Origin of the sequence: Streptomyces sp. NPDC017529 (genome assembly GCF_044329785.1) — a bacterium.
Classification (GTDB): Bacteria; Actinomycetota; Actinomycetes; order Streptomycetales; family Streptomycetaceae; genus Streptomyces.
The window spans coordinates 431,929-449,885 of record NZ_JBIRJY010000004.1; the positions used below are offsets into that span (position 1 = coordinate 431,929).

At 70.8% G+C, this 17,957-nt stretch carries 14 protein-coding genes and 1 riboswitch; of the genes, 6 read left to right on the forward strand and 8 right to left on the reverse strand.

Annotation, left to right across the window (positions count from 1 at the left end; all coding sequences use genetic code 11):
* On the reverse strand, nt 1–2,454 hold the full coding sequence (locus ACH4K4_RS12655; RefSeq protein WP_398166862.1) for a ribonucleoside-diphosphate reductase subunit alpha: 2,454 nt from the start codon (nt 2,452–2,454) through the stop codon (nt 1–3).
* Between the two features lie 160 nt (nt 2,455–2,614).
* Nucleotides 2,615–2,756: riboswitch (cobalamin riboswitch) on the reverse strand.
* 299 nt (nt 2,757–3,055) lie between these two features.
* Here ACH4K4_RS12655 and ACH4K4_RS12660 point away from each other — a divergent pair.
* Nucleotides 3,056–4,402, forward strand: coding sequence for a TolB family protein (locus ACH4K4_RS12660; protein ID WP_398166864.1), 1,347 nt, complete (start codon nt 3,056–3,058; stop codon nt 4,400–4,402).
* 82 nt (nt 4,403–4,484) lie between these two features.
* On the forward strand, nt 4,485–5,837 hold the full coding sequence (locus ACH4K4_RS12665) for a TolB family protein (protein ID WP_398166865.1): 1,353 nt from the start codon (nt 4,485–4,487) through the stop codon (nt 5,835–5,837).
* Between the two features lie 30 nt (nt 5,838–5,867).
* Here the strand turns inward: ACH4K4_RS12665 and ACH4K4_RS12670 are convergent, their stop codons facing one another.
* The 6 genes from ACH4K4_RS12670 to ACH4K4_RS12695 all read right to left on the reverse strand — a co-directional run bounded on the left by ACH4K4_RS12670 (nt 5,868) and on the right by ACH4K4_RS12695 (nt 11,648).
* Complete coding sequence (locus ACH4K4_RS12670) at nt 5,868–6,380, reverse strand: GNAT family N-acetyltransferase (protein WP_398166867.1); 513 nt, start codon at nt 6,378–6,380, stop codon at nt 5,868–5,870.
* A gap of 49 nt (nt 6,381–6,429) precedes the next feature.
* Nucleotides 6,430–8,064 carry a monocarboxylate uptake permease MctP gene (gene mctP / locus ACH4K4_RS12675; RefSeq protein WP_398166869.1) on the reverse strand — a complete coding sequence of 545 codons (1,635 nt, stop codon included), beginning with the start codon at nt 8,062–8,064 and terminating at the stop codon, nt 6,430–6,432.
* The gene (locus tag ACH4K4_RS12680) at nt 8,061–8,336 is read right to left on the reverse strand and encodes a DUF3311 domain-containing protein (RefSeq protein WP_398166870.1); all 276 of its coding nucleotides are present in this window, start codon (nt 8,334–8,336) and stop codon (nt 8,061–8,063) included. Before ACH4K4_RS12680 ends, mctP begins: the two co-directional genes overlap by 4 nt.
* Before the next feature lie 125 nt (nt 8,337–8,461).
* Nucleotides 8,462–8,659 carry a CstA-like transporter-associated (seleno)protein gene (locus ACH4K4_RS12685; RefSeq protein WP_398166872.1) on the reverse strand — a complete coding sequence of 66 codons (198 nt, stop codon included), beginning with the start codon at nt 8,657–8,659 and terminating at the stop codon, nt 8,462–8,464.
* Nucleotides 8,656–10,812 carry a carbon starvation CstA family protein gene (locus ACH4K4_RS12690; RefSeq protein WP_398166874.1) on the reverse strand — a complete coding sequence of 719 codons (2,157 nt, stop codon included), beginning with the start codon at nt 10,810–10,812 and terminating at the stop codon, nt 8,656–8,658. The genes ACH4K4_RS12685 and ACH4K4_RS12690 overlap by 4 nt, the downstream gene beginning before the upstream one ends.
* A 77-nt stretch (nt 10,813–10,889) precedes the next feature.
* On the reverse strand, nt 10,890–11,648 hold the full coding sequence (locus tag ACH4K4_RS12695; protein ID WP_398167193.1) for a GntR family transcriptional regulator: 759 nt from the start codon (nt 11,646–11,648) through the stop codon (nt 10,890–10,892).
* Between the two features lie 347 nt (nt 11,649–11,995).
* Here ACH4K4_RS12695 and ACH4K4_RS12700 point away from each other — a divergent pair, with 347 nt between their 5' ends.
* The 4 genes from ACH4K4_RS12700 (at nt 11,996) to ACH4K4_RS12715 (ending at nt 16,729) form a co-directional block, all read left to right on the forward strand.
* Nucleotides 11,996–13,228 (forward strand): extracellular solute-binding protein, encoded by a 1,233-nt coding sequence (locus ACH4K4_RS12700; protein WP_398167194.1) that lies wholly within the window; start codon nt 11,996–11,998, stop codon nt 13,226–13,228.
* A gap of 143 nt (nt 13,229–13,371) precedes the next feature.
* Nucleotides 13,372–14,355 carry a carbohydrate ABC transporter permease gene (locus ACH4K4_RS12705; protein ID WP_398166875.1) on the forward strand — a complete coding sequence of 328 codons (984 nt, stop codon included), beginning with the start codon at nt 13,372–13,374 and terminating at the stop codon, nt 14,353–14,355.
* Entirely contained in the window at nt 14,352–15,182 is an 831-nt protein-coding gene (locus tag ACH4K4_RS12710) for a carbohydrate ABC transporter permease (RefSeq protein WP_398166877.1), read from the forward strand. Before ACH4K4_RS12705 ends, ACH4K4_RS12710 begins: the two co-directional genes overlap by 4 nt.
* Nucleotides 15,183–15,190: 8 nt before the next feature.
* Nucleotides 15,191–16,729, forward strand: a complete 1,539-nt coding sequence (locus tag ACH4K4_RS12715) for a glycoside hydrolase family 3 protein (protein ID WP_398166878.1) — start codon at nt 15,191–15,193, stop codon at nt 16,727–16,729.
* A gap of 133 nt (nt 16,730–16,862) precedes the next feature.
* On the opposite strand, the gene nagB is transcribed toward ACH4K4_RS12715, so the two are convergent.
* Nucleotides 16,863–17,645 (reverse strand): glucosamine-6-phosphate deaminase, encoded by a 783-nt coding sequence (nagB, locus tag ACH4K4_RS12720; RefSeq protein WP_398166879.1) that lies wholly within the window; start codon nt 17,643–17,645, stop codon nt 16,863–16,865.
* Nucleotides 17,646–17,957 lie beyond the last annotated feature (312 nt).

The following is a 17,957-nucleotide window of genomic DNA, read 5'->3' on the forward strand; positions in this document are numbered from 1 at the left end:
TTACTGGCATGCCTCGCAGGACTCGGGGTTTTCCAGGGAGCAGGCGACGGCCTCGGGATCGGCCGCCTGAGCGGGTACGGGAGCGGTCTGCGCGCCCCCGCCCGTGCCGCGCGCGGACTGGGCGATACGGGTCGCCGGACGCGAGCGGAGGTAGTACGTGGTCTTGATGCCGCGCTTCCAGGCGTACGCGTACATCGAGCTGAGCTTGCCGATGGTCGGCGAGGCCATGAACAGGTTCAGCGACTGGCTCTGGTCGAGGTAGGGCGTACGGGCCGCCGCCATGTCGATCAGCGCGCGCTGCGGGATCTCCCAGGCCGTGCGGTACAGCTCGCGGGTCTCGGCGGGAATCCAGTCCAGCTCCTGCACCGAGCCGTTGGCCTCGCGCAGCGCGTCACGGGTCCGGGCGTCCCACAGGCCCAGCGCTTTCAACTCCTCGATCAGGTACGCGTTGACCTGGAGGAACTCACCCGACAGCGTCTCCCGCTTGAACAGGTTGGAGACCTGCGGCTCGATGCACTCGTAGACGCCCGCGATCGAGGCGATGGTGGCGGTCGGCGCGATGGCCAGCAGCAGCGAGTTGCGCATGCCGGTCGCCGCGATACGGGTGCGCAGCGCGTCCCACCGGTCCGTCCAGCGCGGCTCGGCGTTCGGGTAGTGGTCGGGGTGCAGCACGCCGCGGGCCGTGCGGGTCGCGGACCAGGCCGGGTGCGGGCCGTGCCGCTCGGCGAGGTCGGCGGACGCCTCGTACGCCGCGAGCATGATCCGTTCCGAGATGCGGGTGGACAGCTCCTGGGCCTCGGGCGAGTCGAAGCGCAGCCGCAGCCGGAAGAAGACGTCCTGGAGGCCCATCAGGCCCAGGCCCACCGGGCGCCAGCGGGAGTTGGAGGTGCCGGCCTGCTCGGTCGGGTAGAAGTTGATGTCCACGACACGGTCGAGGAAGGTGACCGCCGTGCGGACGGTGGCGTCCAGCCGCTCCCAGTCCATTGCCTCCTCCCAGCCGCCGGCCTCGTTGCCCAGGTGGGCGGCGAGGTTGACCGAGCCGAGGTTGCAGACGGCCGTCTCGCCGTCGTCCGTGACCTCCAGGATCTCGGTGCACAGGTTCGAGGAGTGCACGACCTTGCCGGGCTCGGCGGTCTGGTTCGCGGTGCGGTTGGCGGCGTCCTTGAAGGTCATCCAGCCGTTGCCGGTCTGCGCGAGGGTGCGCATCATCCGCGAGTACAGGACGCGGGCCGGGATCTGCTTGACGGCGCGGCCCTCGGCCTCGGCCTTGCGGTACGCGGCGTCGAACTCGTCGCCGTACAGGTCCACCAGCTCGGGCGCGTCGCTGGGGGAGAACAGCGACCAGTCGGCGTCGGCCTCCACGCGGCGCATGAACTCGTCGGGGATCCAGTGCGCGATGTTGAGGTTGTGGGTGCGCCGGGCCTCCTCGCCCGTGTTGTCGCGCAGCTCCAGGAACTCCTCCAGGTCCGCGTGCCAGGTCTCCAGGTAGACGCAGGCGGCGCCCTTGCGCCGGCCGCCCTGGTTCACGGCCGCGACCGAGGCGTCCAGGGTGCGCAGGAACGGCACGATGCCGTTGGAGTGGCCGTTGGTGCCGCGGATCAGCGAGCCGCGGGCGCGGACCCGGGAGTACGACAGGCCGATGCCGCCGGCGTGCTTCGACAGGCGCGCCACCTGGTGGTAGCGGTCGTAGATCGAGTCCAGCTCGTCCAGCGGGGAGTCCAGCAGGTAGCAGGAGGACATCTGCGGGTGGCGGGTGCCGGAGTTGAACAGGGTGGGCGAGGAGGGCAGGTACGACAGCGTGCTGGTCAGGCGGTACAGCTCGGCGACGTCGGCGAGCGCCCGCTCGCTGTGGTCCTCGGCCAGGCCGCAGGCCACCCGCAGCAGGAAGTGCTGCGGGGTCTCGATCACCTGGCGGGAGATCGGGTGGCGCAGCAGGTAGCGGGAGTGCAGGGTGCGCAGGCCGAAGTAGCCGAACCGGTCGTCGGCGCCGTCCGCCAGGGCGCGGTCGACCAGCGCGTCCAGGCGGTCCGCGTGGGTGCGCACGAACTCGGCCGTGGAGTCGGCGATCAGGCCCTCGCGGTGGCCGGTGGCGACGGAGGCGGAGAAGGCGACCGCCCCCTCCGCGGCCGCCTCCTCCGCGATGGCACGGGTCAGCAGGCGGGCGGCCAGCTTGGAGTACTGCGGCTCGTCGCCGATCAGGCCCGCCGCGGCCTCCATGGCCAGGGAGCGCAGCTCGGCCTCGTCCGAACCGGGGTGGCGGCCGCGCAGCGCGGCGGCGGCGATCTTGCCAGGGTCGGTGGCGGCCAGGTCGGCGGTGAGGTCGGTCAGCGTGCGCAGCAGGGCGGCGCCGGGGCCGTCCTCGGCCCGGCCGTCGGCGCCCTGCCGGGGCTGCGTGTCCTTCGCGGGCTGCACGACCTGCTCGGCTGCTGCGGGCTCCGTTGGCGCGATGGTCACGTGCTGCTCTCCCTCACTCGGCGGGGGCCTGGGGGAGAAGCGCGACGGTCGCGTGCGGGCGTGCGGCACCCCCGGCACGGCAAGGGGCACGCGGGCACACCGCGCAGCGTCCACCGGCCCAACCCGCGAGACCCGGACGTATCGACGACCGCGCCGGTCCTGGCGCGGGCGTACTGTGGGCAGGTCTTCGGACTTACGGGTGCGGATTTACGCACTTCGTACACCGTTGCGGGACAGTTCCGGATTCGCACCGGATTCCCCTGCGACGACAGCGAGCACGAGCATACATCTTGTGCCGCCTCGTGCACCCACCCCCATATCTTGTGTCGCGTTGCGACGGTCTTGTCCGAAGCCGTGGTATTCGGGGGCCGCTCCGAGGTCATTTTCCGGGCCCTGTGGGGCGCCCTGCGGCCCGCCACGGGGCCGCTTCCGGCCTGCCGCGGGGCGGTTCGGGGGGCGCCTGGACGGGGGCTGATGCAGGGGGCGTATTGGTGGCGCGGAACATCCCTGACGCGTTGACCGGGACCCTTGAAGCGTATTGGCTCCTTGTCTGCTCTGTCGTCCGATGGGGCGGGTGGGGGACAAGTGTGAGGGGGGAGACATGCGAAGAACCGGTGCGCCGCGTGGCGCGGTCCGGATGGCCGGGCTGATGGCGGGGGCCTGCGTCATGGCAGGCGCGCTGCCCGCCACGGCCGTCGCGGAGGGGGTGGCGGCCCCGGCCACCCAGCGGGTCAGCGTCGCCGCGGACGGGACGCAGGGAAACGGTTTTTCGGGCGATCCGCGGCTCAGCGCGAACGGGCGGTTCGTGGCATTCTCCTCGGACGCCACCAATCTGGGCCCCGCCGACACCAACGGCCGGCAGGACGTCTACGTCAAGGATTTACGGACGGGAAAGGTCGACCTGGTCAGCGTCGGCAGTGACGGCACGCAGGGCAACGCCCTGTCCGGCGCGCCCGAGATCAGCGCGGACGGCCGGTATGTCGCCTTCTACTCCTCGGCGTCGAACCTGGTGGCAGGCGACACCAACGGCGAGGGCGACGTCTTCGTGCACGACCGCCGGACCGGGCGCACCACCAGCCCCACGGCGGGCGCCGGCACCTCGCCGTACGGCTTCGGAGTGCAGAACTTCGCCGTCAGCGGCAGCGGCCGGTACCTCGCTTTCGGCTCCTACCGCGCGGACCTGGTACCCGGCGACACCAACGAGCGCCTGGACGTCTTCGTCCACGATGTGCAGAAGGGAACGACGAAACGGGTGAGCGTGGCGAGCGACGGCAGCCAGGCCGACGGCCCGTCCGGCTTCCCGTCGCTCAGCGCCGACGGCCGCCGGGTGTCGTTCACCTCCACGGCGACCAACCTCACCCCCGCCGGGCCCGGTTTCCGCCGCCCGCCGCCGCAGGACCCCATGTACGTCCACGACCTGGGCACCGGGCGCACGAGCGTGGCGAGCCTCAGCTCCGAGGACGCCGTGGTCGGCGTGTCACCGTTCCCCAGGCTCAGCCCGGACGGCCGCTACGCGATCTTCGAAGCCGTGGCCGCCGACGTGGTGCCGGACGACACCAACGGCACGTACGACGTCTTCGCCCGCGACCTCGAACGGGGCACCACCCGGCTGCTGTCCCGCGCGCACGACGGGGCCCAGGGCAACGGCTGGTCCGCCGACGGGCGGCTCAGCGCGGACAACCGGTGGCTCTTCTTCAGCGCCATGGCGTCCAACCTCGTGCCCGGCGACACCAACGGGCAGGCGGACGGCTTCGTCCGCGACCTGCGCACCGGCCGGGTCGAGCGGATCAACGTCGGCGCGGACGGCGCCCAGTCGGACTCCTGGACGAACGAGATCACCCCCGACGCCACCGGACGGCTGGCGTCCTTCGACTCCCGCGACAACGAACTGGTGCCCGGCGACACGAACGACACGGGCGACGTCTTCGTCCGGCGGTTGCAGCACTGACGTACCGACGCACTGACGCACCGACGCACCGACGCACCGACGCACCGATGCACCGATGCACCGACCAGGAGGGGAACCCGCCATGAGGACCACCCGCACCGTACGAAGACTCGCCGCCGTGACAGGGGCGTGCGCGCTGGCCGCGCTGCTGCCCGCGGCGACGGCCGGCGCCCAGCCCGCGCCGCGCACCGAACGTGCCAGCGTCACCGCCGACGGCACGCAGGCCGAAGGGGGTTCGGCCGGCTCGGCGCTCAGCGCGGACGGCCGGTACGTCACCTTCGACTCCACCGCGGCCAACCTCGTGCCCGGCGACACCAACGGGCAGCCGGACATCTTCGTGAAGGACCTGAAAACCGGCGTCGTCGAGCGCGTCAACGTGGCGAGCGACGGCACCCAGGCCGACTCCTGGTCGTCCTCGCCCACCATCAGCGCCGACGGCCGGTACGTCGCCTTCGCGTCCGACGCGGCCAACCTCGTCCCGGGCGACACCAACGCCGACACCGACATCTTCGTCCGCGACCGCAGGACCGGGCGGACCGAGAGCGTGACGCTCGACGGCCGCCCGCCGCAGGGCAGACAGGGCTCCCAGATGCCGGTGATCAGCGCCAACGGCCGGTCCGTCGCGTTCGCTTCCAGCCGTGCGGACCTGGTGCCCGGCGACACCAACGGCGCCCAGGACATCTTCGTGCGGGACCGTGGGACCGGCACCGTGACGCGGGTCAGCGTCTCCGTCACCGGCGAGCAGGCGAACGGCCCTTCGGCGGCCCCGGTGCTCAGCTACGACGGCCGCAAGGTCGGCTTCATCTCCAAGGCGCAGAACCTGCCCCCGGCCCCGGCCCAGGCCGCCCCCGGGGAGCCAGGCCCGCGCAGGCCGCACAGCTACCCGTTCTTCCTGCACGACCTGGACACCGGCCGCACGAGCGTGGCGAGCCTCAGCTCGGCCGGCGAGACGGTGGGCGCCTGGAACGCCTCGCTCAGCCCCGACGGCCGCCACGCGGTCTTCTCCAGCCAGTACGCGGAGGTGGTGCCCGGCCACCCGGCGGGCAAGGCCGACCTGTTCGTACGGGACCTCGCCAAGGGCACGACGGCGCAGATGACGTACACCTACGACGGCAAGCAGCCGCAGAAGGGCCGATCCGGCAACGGCGTCCTGTCCGCCGACAACCGCCGCCTGTTCTTCGAGTCCTCGGTCCCGGACCTGGTGCGGGACGACACCAACGGCGCGCAGGACGTCTTCGTGCGCGACATGAGGACCGGTGCCGTCGAGCGGGTCAGTCAGGCCGCCGGCGGCAGCACACCGGACCCGGGCTGGTCCTCCCACCCGTCCACCGACGCCACGGGCCGCCTCGCCGCTTTCGACTCCGACGCGGCGACCCTGGTGCCGGGCGACACGAACGGGGCGACGGACGTGTTCGTCCACAGGGTGCGGCCGTAAGACCGGCGCTCGGTCCCGGCCCGGTCGTCGCTAGGCCGCCTCCTCCAGCCCGCAGGCGAACGCCCACAGGGTGACGGTCGGTACCGGGTCCCAGTCCCGCTCGGGAATGTGGCGGAAGCCGAGACGTTCGTACAGGCGGTGGGCGGCCAGGGTGTGCGGCTGGGTGGAGAGCACCATGCCGGTCAGGCCGAGGGAGCGGGCGCGGTCCATGCAGGCGCGCACCAGCGCCTCGCCGATGCCGCGCCCGCGCCCGCCGGGAGCCACGGCCAGCATCCGGAACTCCCCTTCGGCCGGCCCGGATATCTCGGCGTACCTGGTGCCGGGCGCGACGAAGGTGACCGTGCCCAGCACCGCGCCGCTGCCGGCGTCGGCGGCGGTCAGCAGCTCGGCGTGCTCGGCGCGGTGGGCCGCCTTGCGCAGCTCGTGCACGTACGGGTCGCGGTCCCCGAACGACAGCAGTCCGTCCGCCAGGTAGGCGGACACGAGGAGCTCGCCGATCTCCTCGAACTCCTCGGGCCGGGCGGGCCTGATGACGATGTCCATGAGGCAAGTGTGCACGGGGGGTCTGACAACGCCCCCCGTGCCCCTCGGCTCAGTGCCCGACCGGCGCTCCCGCCGTGGCCGGGGGCAGTTCGACCTGGACGCCCTTGTCGCCCGCGTCCGCCGTGTAGTCCCCGGGGGACGTCTCGTCGACGCCGTCCGGGGCCTTCACGGCGCGCAGGACGACGGTCAGCACGACCGTCACGAGGACGTTGAGGACGAACGCGGTCAGGCCGATGTAGCCGATCTCGCCGATGCCGGGGATCTCCGCGCTGGAGCCGCCGAAGTGCTTCTGCGTGGGGCTGGCCACCCCGTACGCCGCGAGGGTGCCGTAGAGCATGCCGGCCGCCCAGCCCGCCAGCAGCGCCCACCGGTGGAACCAGCGGGTGAACAGGCCGCCGACCAGGGCCGGCATGGTCTGCAGGATCCAGATGCCGCCGAGCAGCTGGAAGTTGATGGCGACGGTCTTGTCCATGGTCAGGACGAAGACCAGCGCGCCCACCTTCACCAGCAGCGACACCAGCTTGGCGACCTTGTGCTCCTGCGCGGGTGTGGCGCCGGGTTTGAGGAAGTCCTTGTAGATGTTGCGGGTGAAGAGGTTCGCCGCGGCGATGGACATGATCGCCGCCGGCACCAGCGCGCCGATGCCGATCGCGGCGAACGCCACGCCGGTGAACCAGTCGGGGAACATGTTCTCGAACAGCTGCGGAATGGCCAGCTGCCCGTTCTGCACCTTGATCCCGGCCGCCACCGCCATGAAGCCGAGCAGCGCGAGCAGCCCCAGCATCAGGGAGTACAGCGGCAGGATGGTGGTGTTGCGGCGGATCACGTTGCGGTTGCGGGAGGACAGCGTCGCCGTGATCGAGTGCGGGTACATGAACAGCGCGAGCGCGGAGCCGAGGGCCAGCGTCGCGTACGCCCACTGCGCGTTGGGCCCGCTGGCCAGTTCGCCGCGTGGTGTGCCGGTCGCCGGGTTCTTCTGCGCGAAGGTGTCCTTGGCGACCGCGAAGATGTGGTCGAAGCCGCCCAGCTTGATCGGGATGTAGACGATCGCGACGGCGATGACCAGGTAGATCAGGCCGTCCTTGACGAACGCGATCAGCGCGGGCGCCCGCAGCCCGGACGAGTACGTGTACGCCGCCAGCACGCCGAAGGCGATCAGCAGCGGCAGGTCCTTGACGAACCAGTGGGTGTTCTCGCCGCCGCCGACGCCCATCACGTCCAGCACGGCCTGGATGCCGACGAGCTGCAGCGCGATGTACGGCATCGTGGCGAGGATGCCGGTGACCGCCACGGCCAGCGACAGGCTCTTGGAACCGAACCGGCCGCGCACGAAGTCGGAGGTGGTGACGTAGCCGTGCTGGTGCGAGACCGACCACAGTCGCGGCAGGAAGGTGAAGATCAGCGGGTAGACGAGGATCGTGTACGGCACGGCGAAGAACCCGGCAGCGCCCGCCGCGTAGATCGCCGCGGGCACGGCGACGAAGGTGTACGCGGTGTAGAGGTCGCCGCCGAGCAGGAACCAGGTCACCCAGGTGCCGAAGCTGCGGCCGCCCAGGCCCCATTCGTCGAGGTTGTCGGACTGCTCGGCCTTGCGCCAGCGCGCCGCCAGGAAGCCCATGACCGTGACGGCCACGAAGAAGAAGATGAAGACGGCGAGCGCGACGCCGTTCACGCCGTCCTTCACCGGGACGCACCCCCCTTGCGGAGGCGCTGCTCCCGCTGGACCAGCTTGTAGGCGGTCATGGTGAGCGCGGTCGAGATCAGCACCCAGAGCATCTGGTACCAGTAGAAGAACGGGACGCCGGCGAGCGTCGGCTCGACCTTGGCGTACGAGCTCACCCACAGCATCGCCACGAAAGGCGCGACCAGGCACAGCCCGGCGATCACGCGCGTGGGCGTGACGACCGGGGCGGCTCTGCCCGCTGGTGTTCCGGCTGACTCGGACGGCTCTGGCATGGCCGTGGCTCCGTTCCCTGGCGGTCCCTTGGTGATCACGGGTGTAATGGGCAGGAAATCTAAGCCAGGGAAGTTGTACGCGTCACTACCTGTCCGCATATCGGTACGGCAACGAACCGGCCACCTCAGCAGCAGCGGAACCCGGAACGGGGGTCGCCCTCGCGCGCTGCGGCGCGCCGCCGCTCGAATTCCCGGCGGCTGGGAACCGGCGCGTCCGGCGCCTCTCGCCGGACATGCGCGACGTAGTGCTCGTACGCGCTCTCGCCGGTCAATTCCCGTACGTACCAGCGGACCCAGCGCAGGGCGCGCCGTACCGCGGTCACGGCCCGCTCCGCCCGGCCGCGGCGAGTTCCGCCTTCTCCTCCTTGGACGCCACCAGCCCGGCGGGCGCGACGATCGCCGACCTCCGGTACGGGGCCTCGCTGAGCCGGGAGGCGGCCGGGTCGCGCAGGTGGCGTACGCACACCCGGGCCGCGTCCGCGATCACCACCACGATCAGCAGCGCGAGCACAGCGGACAGCACGCCGTCCACCGTCGAGTTGGTGACGACCGTGTGCATGTCGCTCATGTTCTTGGCGGGCGGCAGCACCTTCCCGGCGTCGATGGCGTCCTGGTAGACCGAACGCTGGGTGAAGAAGCCGACCTTGGGGTCGCCGGAGAAGACCTTCTGCCAGCTCGCGGTGAGCGTGACGACGGCGTCCCAGACGAGCGGAACGCCGGTGATCCAGGCCCACTTCAGGCGCCCGGACTTGATCAGAAGGGTGGTGCAGACGGTCAGGGCCACCGCCGCGAGCAGTTGGTTGGCGATGCCGAAGACCGGGAAGAGCTGGTTGATGCCGCCGAGCGGCTCGTGCACGCCGACCCACAGGAAGTAGCCCCACAGCGTGACCACAGCCGCGCTGCACAGCACCAGGCCGGGCTTCCAACTCACGTTGCGGAACGGCTTGTAGACGTTGCCCAGCATGTCCTGGAGCATGAAGCGGCCCACCCGGGTGCCCGCGTCCAGCGCCGTGAGGATGAACAGTGCCTCGAACATGATGGCGAAGTGGTACCAGAACGCCTTCATCCCGGCGCCGCCGAAGACCTGCGAGAAGATGTCCGCGACACCGACGGCGAGGGTGGGCGCCCCGCCCGTACGGGACAGCAGGGTGTGCTCCTCCACGGCCTTGGCCGCGGCCGCCAACTGGTCGGGGGAGATGCTGTATCCGAACTGCGCCACGGCCTGGGAAGCGGACTGGACGGTGTCGCCGATCACCCCGGCCGGCGCGTTCATCGCGAAGTACAGGCCCGGGTCGATGATCGACGCGGCCACCAGCGCCATCACCGCCACGAACGACTCCATGAGCATCGAGCCGTAGCCGATCATGCGGATCTGCGTCTCCTTCTGCACCATCTTGGGCGTGGTGCCGGAGGAGATGAGGGCGTGGAAGCCGGAGAGCGCCCCGCAGGCGATGGTGATGAAGACGAACGGGAAGAGCGAGCCCGCGAAGACCGGGCCGTCGCCGCGCCCGGCGAAGTGGGTGACCGCGTCCATCTTCAGGTTCGGCAGCGTGATGAGCACGCCGACGGCCAGCAGCCCGATCGTGCCGATCTTCATGAAGGTGGAGAGGTAGTCGCGGGGCGCCAGCAGCGTCCACACCGGCAGCACGGAGGCGATGAACCCGTACGCCACCAGCCAGATTACCAGCGTCTTCGGCTCCAGCGTGAACGTGTCCGCCCAGGACGAGTCGGCGACCCAGCGGCCCGCGACGAGTGCGAGCAGCAGCAGCGCGACGCCGATCAGGGAGACCTCGGTGACCCGGCCGGGGCGCAGTACCCGCAGGTAGAAGCCCATCAGCAGGGCGATCGGGATCGTCATGCCGATGGAGAAGGTGCCCCAGGGGGACTGCGCCAGCGCGTTGACGATGATCAGCGCCAGCACGCCGAGCAGAATGATCATGATGGCGAAGGCGGCGAGCAGCGCGGCGGCCCCGCCGGCCACGCCGATCTCCTCGCGCGCCATCTGCCCCAGCGACCTGCCGTCGCGCCGGGTGGAGAAGAACAGGACGACCATGTCCTGGACGGCGCCCGCGAAGACGACCCCGACGATGATCCAGATCGTGCCGGGCAGATAGCCCATCTGGGCGGCGAGCACCGGCCCGACCAGCGGTCCCGCGCCCGCGATGGCCGCGAAGTGGTGGCCGAGCAGCACCCGCCGGTCGGTGGGGTGGAAGTCGACGCCGTCGTTCAGCCGTTCGGCGGGGGTGGCCCGGGACTTGTCGAACTTCAGTACGCGGGTGGCGATGAACCGCGCGTAGAAGCGGTAGGCGATGGCGTACGTGCCGAGGGCCGCGGCGACCATCCAGGCGGCCGAGACCTGCTCGCCGCGGGACAGCGCGAGCAGCGTCCAGCCGGCGGCACCGGCGAGCGCCACGGCCGTCCACAGCGCGACCTTCCGGGGGTTGGCGGCGGTTCGCGGCCGGCCTGCTGGGCTCACCTGTACGTCCTCCCGTCGACGCGACGACGGAAGGACCGTAGAGGCAGGAGGGCGGGTCGCGCCATACCCCCCGTGCGTCAGTCCGCGGGCCGCCGGAGCCTGGCGACGAACTTGTAGCGGTCACCGCGGTAGACCGAGCGCACCCATTCCACCGGGGCGCCCTCGGTGTCGAGCGAGTGCCGGGAGAGCATCAGCATCGGCAGGCCCACGTCCGTACCGAGCAGCCCGGCCTCGCGCGGCGTGGCCAGCGAGGTCTCGATGGTCTCCTCGGCCTCCGCGGGCCGGACGCCGTAGACCTCGGACAGCGCCGTGTAGAGCGAGGTGTACTTGACGAGATTGCGGCGCAGGGCCGGGAACCGCTTGGCCGACAGGTGGGTGGTCTCGATGGCCATCGGCTCGCCGCTGGCCAGCCGGAGCCGTTCGATGCGCAGGACGCGGCCGCCGGCCGTGATGTCCAGCAGCCCGGCGAGCCGGTCGTCGGCGGTGACGTAGCCGATGTCCAGCAGCTGCGAGGCGGGCTCCAGGCCCTGGGCCCGCATGTCCTCGGTGTACGAGGTCAGTTGCAGGGCCTGCGAGACCTTGGGCTTGGCGACGAACGTGCCCTTGCCCTGGATGCGCTCCAGCCGGCCTTCGACGACCAGTTCCTGGAGGGCCTGGCGTACCGTCGTGCGGGAGGTGTCGAACTCGGCGGCGAGGGTCCGCTCCGGCGGTACCGGCGTGCCCGGCGGCAGCGTCTCGGTGATCTCCAGCAAGTGGCGCTTGAGGCGGTAGTACTTGGGCACGCGGGCGGTGCGTGCGCCGCCGCCGTTGTCCGCACTGCCCCCGTCGGTCTCCATGACCCGCCTCTCCGACTCCTGTCGCGCTGCCGTCACCGGCTCCTCCGTACGTAGCGGCTCACATCGTGGCACGGGTGGGGTCCCGATGCTCCCTTGCTGGTCCGTGCCCGTCCGTGGGGCCTGTCGCCAACGTAGCGGCTGACCCGCGGACGGGCGCCACCGGCGCGGTCACAGGCCCCAGATGTCGGTCCGGTAACGGACCTGACAGCGACTCTTATACACCCTTGACACCCCAAAAGGTCTAGGCCAAGCTGCGGGCACTGGTCTAAACCATTAAAGACCACTCACGGCCTTTAGGGGAGAGCGCAATGAAGCGTGGACTCATAGCGGCGACGGCAGTCGCGGGAATGTTGGTGAGTGTCGCTGCCTGTGGGTCCAGCGACAGCAAGTCGGCGGGGGCCGGCAGCTTCAAGGGCAAGAAGCTGATCGTCTGGGTGATGGACGGCTCCAATCCGACGCAGTGGACCAAGCAGGTCTCCGAGGACTTCACGAACAAGACCGGCGCCACGGTCGAATTCCGCGTCCAGCAGTGGAACGGCATCCAGCAGAAGCTGACCACCGCCCTGTCCGAGGACAGCCCGCCCGACGTCGTCGAGATCGGCAACACCCAGACCGCCGCGTACGCCAAGGCCGGCGCGCTCGCGGACCTGGGCGACCTGAAGAAGGAGATCGGCGCCGACTGGAACGACTCCTTCAACAAGGCGGCCATGGCCGACGGCAAGCAGTACGCCCTCCCCTGGTACGCGGGCAACCGCGTGGTGATGTACAACAAGAAGATCTGGGCGCAGGCGGGCATCAAGGAACTGCCCAAGACCCGCTCGGAACTGTTCAAGGCCTTCGACACCATCAAGCAGAAGACCGAGGCCGAGCCGCTCTACCTGCCCGGCCAGAACTGGTACTTCTTCGACGGCCTGACCATCGGGACCGGCGCCGACCTGGTGAAGAAGCAGGGCGACAAGTGGGTCTCCAACCTCGGCGACCCCAAGATCTCCAAGGCCATGGACATCTACAAGCAGTACCAGGCGTTCAGCACCGCCCCGAAGAACAAGGACGAGGCCACCCCGCAGCAGGCGGAGATCTTCTCCAAGGGCAAGACCGGCGCGCTCATCGCGATGGGCTACGAGGCCAACACCGCCGTGAAGGCCAACCCGGCCATCAAGGACGACATCGGCTTCTTCCCCATCCCGGGCGAGACCGCCGACAAGCCCGAGGGCGTCTTCCTCGGCGGCTCCAACTTCGCCGTCGCCGGCGGCGGCCAGAACCAGGAGCTGGCCAAGGAGTTCCTGAAGGTCGCGCTGTCCAAGAAGAACGACGGGCAGATGGTCAAGGAGGTCGGCTGGAGCCCGAAGTCCCCCGACCTCCAGGAAGCCGCCAAGAGCAACCCGGCCGCCGCGGCCGCCGCGCCCGGCGCCGCCAAGTCCAGCGGCACCACCCCGCTGATCCCCGAGTGGGCCCAGGTCGAGAACACCCCGAACCCGATCAAGAGCTACATGACCGCGGTTCTGAACGGCAAGGCCCCCGCGGACGCCGCCAAGGACGTCGAGGGCGAGATCAACAAGCGGCTGGCGCAGAAGCAGTAAGCCCGCCGCACCGATGAACGCGGTCCCCGCGGCGCCCGCCGGGGGGACCGCCACCGTACGGGTTCCGTACGGGAGCCGGCCGTCCCGGCCCCCGTACGGAACCACCAGCTTGAGCACGACCGGGTGATGGGGAGAAGCGGGACATGTCAGTGCAGATCGAGGACGCGGTGCAGGACTCCGCGCCGCGGATCGGCAAGGGCGGCGCCCCGCCGCCACGGCGCGGCCGCGGGACCGGCCGGGCCGGCAGAAGCGCCCCCTACCTGCTGCTGATCCCGGCCCTGGCCGCCACCGCGGTCTTCCTGGGCTGGCCCATGGTGCGGAACCTGGTCATCTCGTTCCAGAACCTGAACATGAAGCAGCTGATCCAGCACCTCACGGAGTGGCGCGGCTTCGGCAACTACGCGGACATCCTGGGCGGCGAGCAGTTCTGGCGGGTCGCCCTGCGCACCATCGTCTTCACCGCCGTCAACGTCACCCTGATCATGGTGCTGGGCGTGCTCATCGGCCTCCTGCTGGCCAGGCTGGGCAAGAAGATGCGGCTGACGCTGTCCGTCGCGCTCGTCCTGACCTGGGCGATGCCCGCCATCGCCGCCACCACCGTCTTCCAGTGGCTGTTCGACTCCCGCTACGGCGTCGTCAACTGGGTGCTGGACGCGCTGGGCTGGCACTCCATGGCGCGCTACGACTGGGTCGGCAGCCAGCTGTCCACCTTCTTCGTCATCACCGTACTGATCGTCTGGCAGTCGCTGCCGTTCGTCGCCCTGAACCTCTACGCCGCGACCACGACCATCCCCAAGGAGCTGTACGAAGCGGCCCGGATGGACGGCGCCGGAACCTGGAAGGTCTTCACCAACGTCACCTTCCCCTTCCTCAAGCCGTTCTTCCTGGCCACGACATTCCTCGAGGTCATCTGGGTCTTCAAGGCGTTCCCGCAGATCTTCGCGATCAACGAGGGCGGCCCCGACCGGCTCACCGAGACACTGCCGATCTACGCCTTCACCGAAGGCGTCGGCAACCTCCACTTCGGCATGGGCGCGGCCATCTCCCTGCTGACCATCATCGTGCTGCTCGCCATGACCGCGTACTACCTGCGACTGACCCTGAAGCAAGAGGAGGACGAGCTGTGAACCGCTCACTGCTCGGCCGCATCTGGCCCAACGCGACGGCGATCGTGCTCGCCCTCGGATTCGTCTTCCCCGTGTACTGGATGTTCACCACGGCCTTCAAGCCGAACAGCGACATCATCACCGAGGACCCGGTGTGGTTCCCGGTCCACGGCACCCTCGAACACTTCTCGACCGCCGTGAACGCCCCGAACTTCTGGACCCTGGTGGGCAACTCCGTCACCGTCACCGTGCTGGCGGTCGGACTCTCCCTGCTGATCGCCCTGTGCGGGTCCTTCGCCATCGCCCGGATGCGCTTCAAGGGCCGCAAGGGCATCATCCTGACCTTCATGGTCGCCCAGATGGCGCCCTGGGAGGTCCTGGTCATCTCGGTCTACATGGTCGTGCGCGACGCCGACATGCTCAACAGCCTGGTGCCCTTGACCTTCTTCTACATGCTCATGGTGCTGCCCTTCACCCTCCTGACGCTGCGCGGCTACGTCGCCGCCGTGCCCAAGGAGCTGGAGGAGTCCGCGATGGTCGACGGCTGCACCCGCCGGCAGGCGTTCGTGAAGGTGATCTTCCCGCTGCTGGCGCCCGGCCTGATGGCCACCTCCCTGTTCGGCTTCATCACCGCCTGGAACGAATTCCCGATGGTGCTGGTTCTCAACAAGGAGCCGGACAAGGGCACGCTGCCGCTGTGGCTCTCGCAGTTCCAGAGCCAGTTCGGCGACGACTGGGGCGCCACGATGGCCGCCGCCTCGATCTTCGCCCTGCCGATCCTGGTCCTGTTCCTGTTCCTGCAACGCAAGGCGGTCGGCGGACTGACCGCCGGCGCAGTGAAGGGATGACGCGCGCCATGACGACACTCCTCAACTCGGCCGGCACCCTCACCCGCGACGCGCTCACCGTCCTCCAGCCCGGCTTCACCGGCACCGAAGCGCCCGACTGGCTGCTGCGCCGGCTCGGCGAGGGCCTCGCCTCCGTCGGCCTGTTCGGCCGCAACATCGCCTCGCCCGACCAGCTCGCCGCGCTCACCGCCCAGCTGCGGGCCGAGCGCGAGGACATCCTGGTCGCCATCGACGAGGAGGGCGGCGACGTCACCCGCCTCGAAGTGCGCGGCGGCTCCTCCTTCCCCGGCAACCTCGCCCTCGGCGCGGTCGACGACACACAGCTCACCCGCGACGTGGCCCGCGAACTCGGCCGCCGCCTGGCCGAGTGCGGCGTCAACCTCAACTGGGCGCCGTCCGCCGACGTCAACTCCAACCCCGCCAACCCGGTCATCGGCGTCCGGTCCTTCGGCGCCGACCCCCTCCTGGTCGCCCGGCACACCGCCGCATACGTCGAAGGGCTCCAGTCCGCCGGCGTCGCCGCCTGCGCCAAGCACTTCCCCGGCCACGGCGACACCGCCGTCGACTCCCACCACGACCTGCCGCGCATCGCCGCCGGACTGCGCACCCTCCAGGAGCGCGAGCTGGTGCCCTTCCGCGCCGCCATCGCCGCCGGCACCAAGGCCGTGATGAGCGCGCACATCCTGCTCCCGGCCCTGGACGGCACGCTGCCCGCCACCCTGAGCCGCAACGTGCTCACCGGCCTGCTGCGCGCCCCCGCCTCCGAAGGCGGCCTCGGCTTCGACGGGCTGATCGTCACCGACGGCATGGAGATGCAGGCCATCTCCGCGGTGTACGGCATCGAGCGGGGCAGCGTCCTGGCCATCGCCGCCGGCGCCGACGCCATCTGCGTCGGCGGGGGACTGGCCGACGAAGACACCGTGCTGCGGCTGCGGGACGCCCTGGTCAGGGCGGTACGCGACGGAGAGCTGTCGGAGAAGCGGCTCGCCGACGCCGCGGCCCGGGTCCGCGCCCTGGCGCGGTGGACCCGGAGTGCGGGCGCGACACCGGGGGCCCTCCCTGGGGAGCGAGGGGTCGCGCCCGCACCCGAGGCCGGCCTCGTCGCGGCCCGCCGCGCACTGCGCGTCACCCGCAACGGCCCGTACGAGCCGCTCACCGCGCCCGCGTACGTCGCGGCCTTCACACCCGTCGCCAACATCGCCGTCGGCGACGAGACCCCCTGGGGCGTCGCCGCCGAACTGGCCCGGCTGGTGCCTGGGACGGAGACGGGGACGTACGGGAACAGCGGCGCGGCCGGGACGCGCGCCCAGATCGCAGAGGTGCTGCGGGCGGCGGGGGAGCGGCGGATCGTCGCCGTCGTACGCGACGCCCACCGGCACGCCTGGATGAGCGGCGCCCTGGACGCGCTGCTCGACGCCCGCCCGGACACGGTGGTCGTCGAGATGGGAGTCCCGCAGGCCGCTCCGCGCGGGGCCCTGCACATCGCCACCCACGGCGCGGCCCGCGTCTGCGGCCGCGCCGCCGCGGAGGTCATCGCGGGTGGGTGATCCCCTGCCGGGCCGCGGAAGGGGAGCCGCCGGCCCGGCGGGGGACACACGTCCGGTGGGATGACACGACTCGGCCGGGGCGCCTTCACGGGGGCGCCCCGGCCGAGTCGTGTGCGAACAGCGGTCCGCTCGCTTACAGCCCCTGCCACTCCGGCTTGGCGGCATAGGTGGCGCGGAAGTAGTCGGCCAGCTTGAGCTTGGACGCCGCGGCCTCGTCCACGACGACCGTCGCGTGCGGGTGCAGCTGGAGCGCGGAGGCGGGTACGAGTGCCGAGACCGGGCCCTCGACGGACTGCGCGACGGCGTCCGCCTTGCCCTCGCCGGTGGCGAGCAGCACCAGGTGGCGGGCCTCCAGGATGGTGCCGATGCCCTGGGTGATGACGTGGTGGGGCACCTCGTCCAGGCTGTCGAAGAACCGGGCGTTGTCCTCCCGGGTCTGCTGCGTCAGCGTTTTGATCCGGGTCCGGGAGGCGAGCGAGGAACACGGCTCGTTGAAGCCGATGTGCCCGTCGGTGCCGATACCCAGCAGCTGCAGGTCCACCCCGCCGGCCCCGCTCAGCGCCCGGTCGTACGCCTCACAGGCCGCCTGCACGTCCTCGGCGGTGCCGTCGGGCCCCATGAACGCCTGCTCGCCCAGCCCCAGCGGCTCGACGACCTCGCGCAGCACCACGGAACGGTACGACTCCGGGTGCCCGGCGGGCAGCCCGACGTACTCGTCGAGCTGGCAGACGCGGGCACGCGAGACATCCACGTCGCCGCCGCGGACCTTGCCCGCCAGCGCTTCGTAGACGGGCAGCGGAGTCGATCCAGTGGCCACACCCAACAGCGCCTCGGGCTTGCGGCGCACCAGGGCGGCCATGGCCTCCGCGATCAGCTCGCCGCCTGCCTTGGCGTCCGGGACGATGACAACTTCCACGCTTTGCCTGCCGATCTGGAGAAAAGGACCATGTGGTATAGACCAATCTACCAGAGCCCGCCCCTCCGGACCCGGTGACATCCGGCAACTCCGGCGTTAACAGACAGGGAACGCGAGCCCCGTCCCCGCACGTCCGCCCTACGCGGGTACCCGACCCGCGACCGGTGTACCGGCAACCCGGCACCCGGCCGGAGCCCCAGGCGCGCAGGCACGGACAGTCGTCGGAAGGCGGTCGCAATGCCCGGCTCGGAGAACCGCACGGAGGACCGCTCGGAAAGCCGCCCCCTGGGTGGCGGGCCCGGCGGGCGGCCG

Excerpts from the sequence above, each read along its gene's own strand:
- ACH4K4_RS12660 (WP_398166864.1), top strand. The coding sequence starts at position 3,056 with ATGCGAAGAACCGGTGCGCCGCGTGGCGCGGTCCGGATGGCCGGGCTG.
- ACH4K4_RS12665 (WP_398166865.1), top strand. The coding sequence starts at position 4,485 with ATGAGGACCACCCGCACCGTACGAAGACTCGCCGCCGTGACAGGGGCG.
- ACH4K4_RS12670 (WP_398166867.1), bottom strand. The coding sequence starts at position 6,380 with ATGGACATCGTCATCAGGCCCGCCCGGCCCGAGGAGTTCGAGGAGATC.
- ACH4K4_RS12680 (WP_398166870.1), bottom strand. The coding sequence starts at position 8,336 with ATGCCAGAGCCGTCCGAGTCAGCCGGAACACCAGCGGGCAGAGCCGCC.
- ACH4K4_RS12695 (WP_398167193.1), bottom strand. The coding sequence starts at position 11,648 with ATGGAGACCGACGGGGGCAGTGCGGACAACGGCGGCGGCGCACGCACC.
- ACH4K4_RS12700 (WP_398167194.1), top strand. The coding sequence starts at position 11,996 with ATGTTGGTGAGTGTCGCTGCCTGTGGGTCCAGCGACAGCAAGTCGGCG.
- ACH4K4_RS12705 (WP_398166875.1), top strand. The coding sequence starts at position 13,372 with ATGTCAGTGCAGATCGAGGACGCGGTGCAGGACTCCGCGCCGCGGATC.
- ACH4K4_RS12715 (WP_398166878.1), top strand. The coding sequence starts at position 15,191 with ATGACGACACTCCTCAACTCGGCCGGCACCCTCACCCGCGACGCGCTC.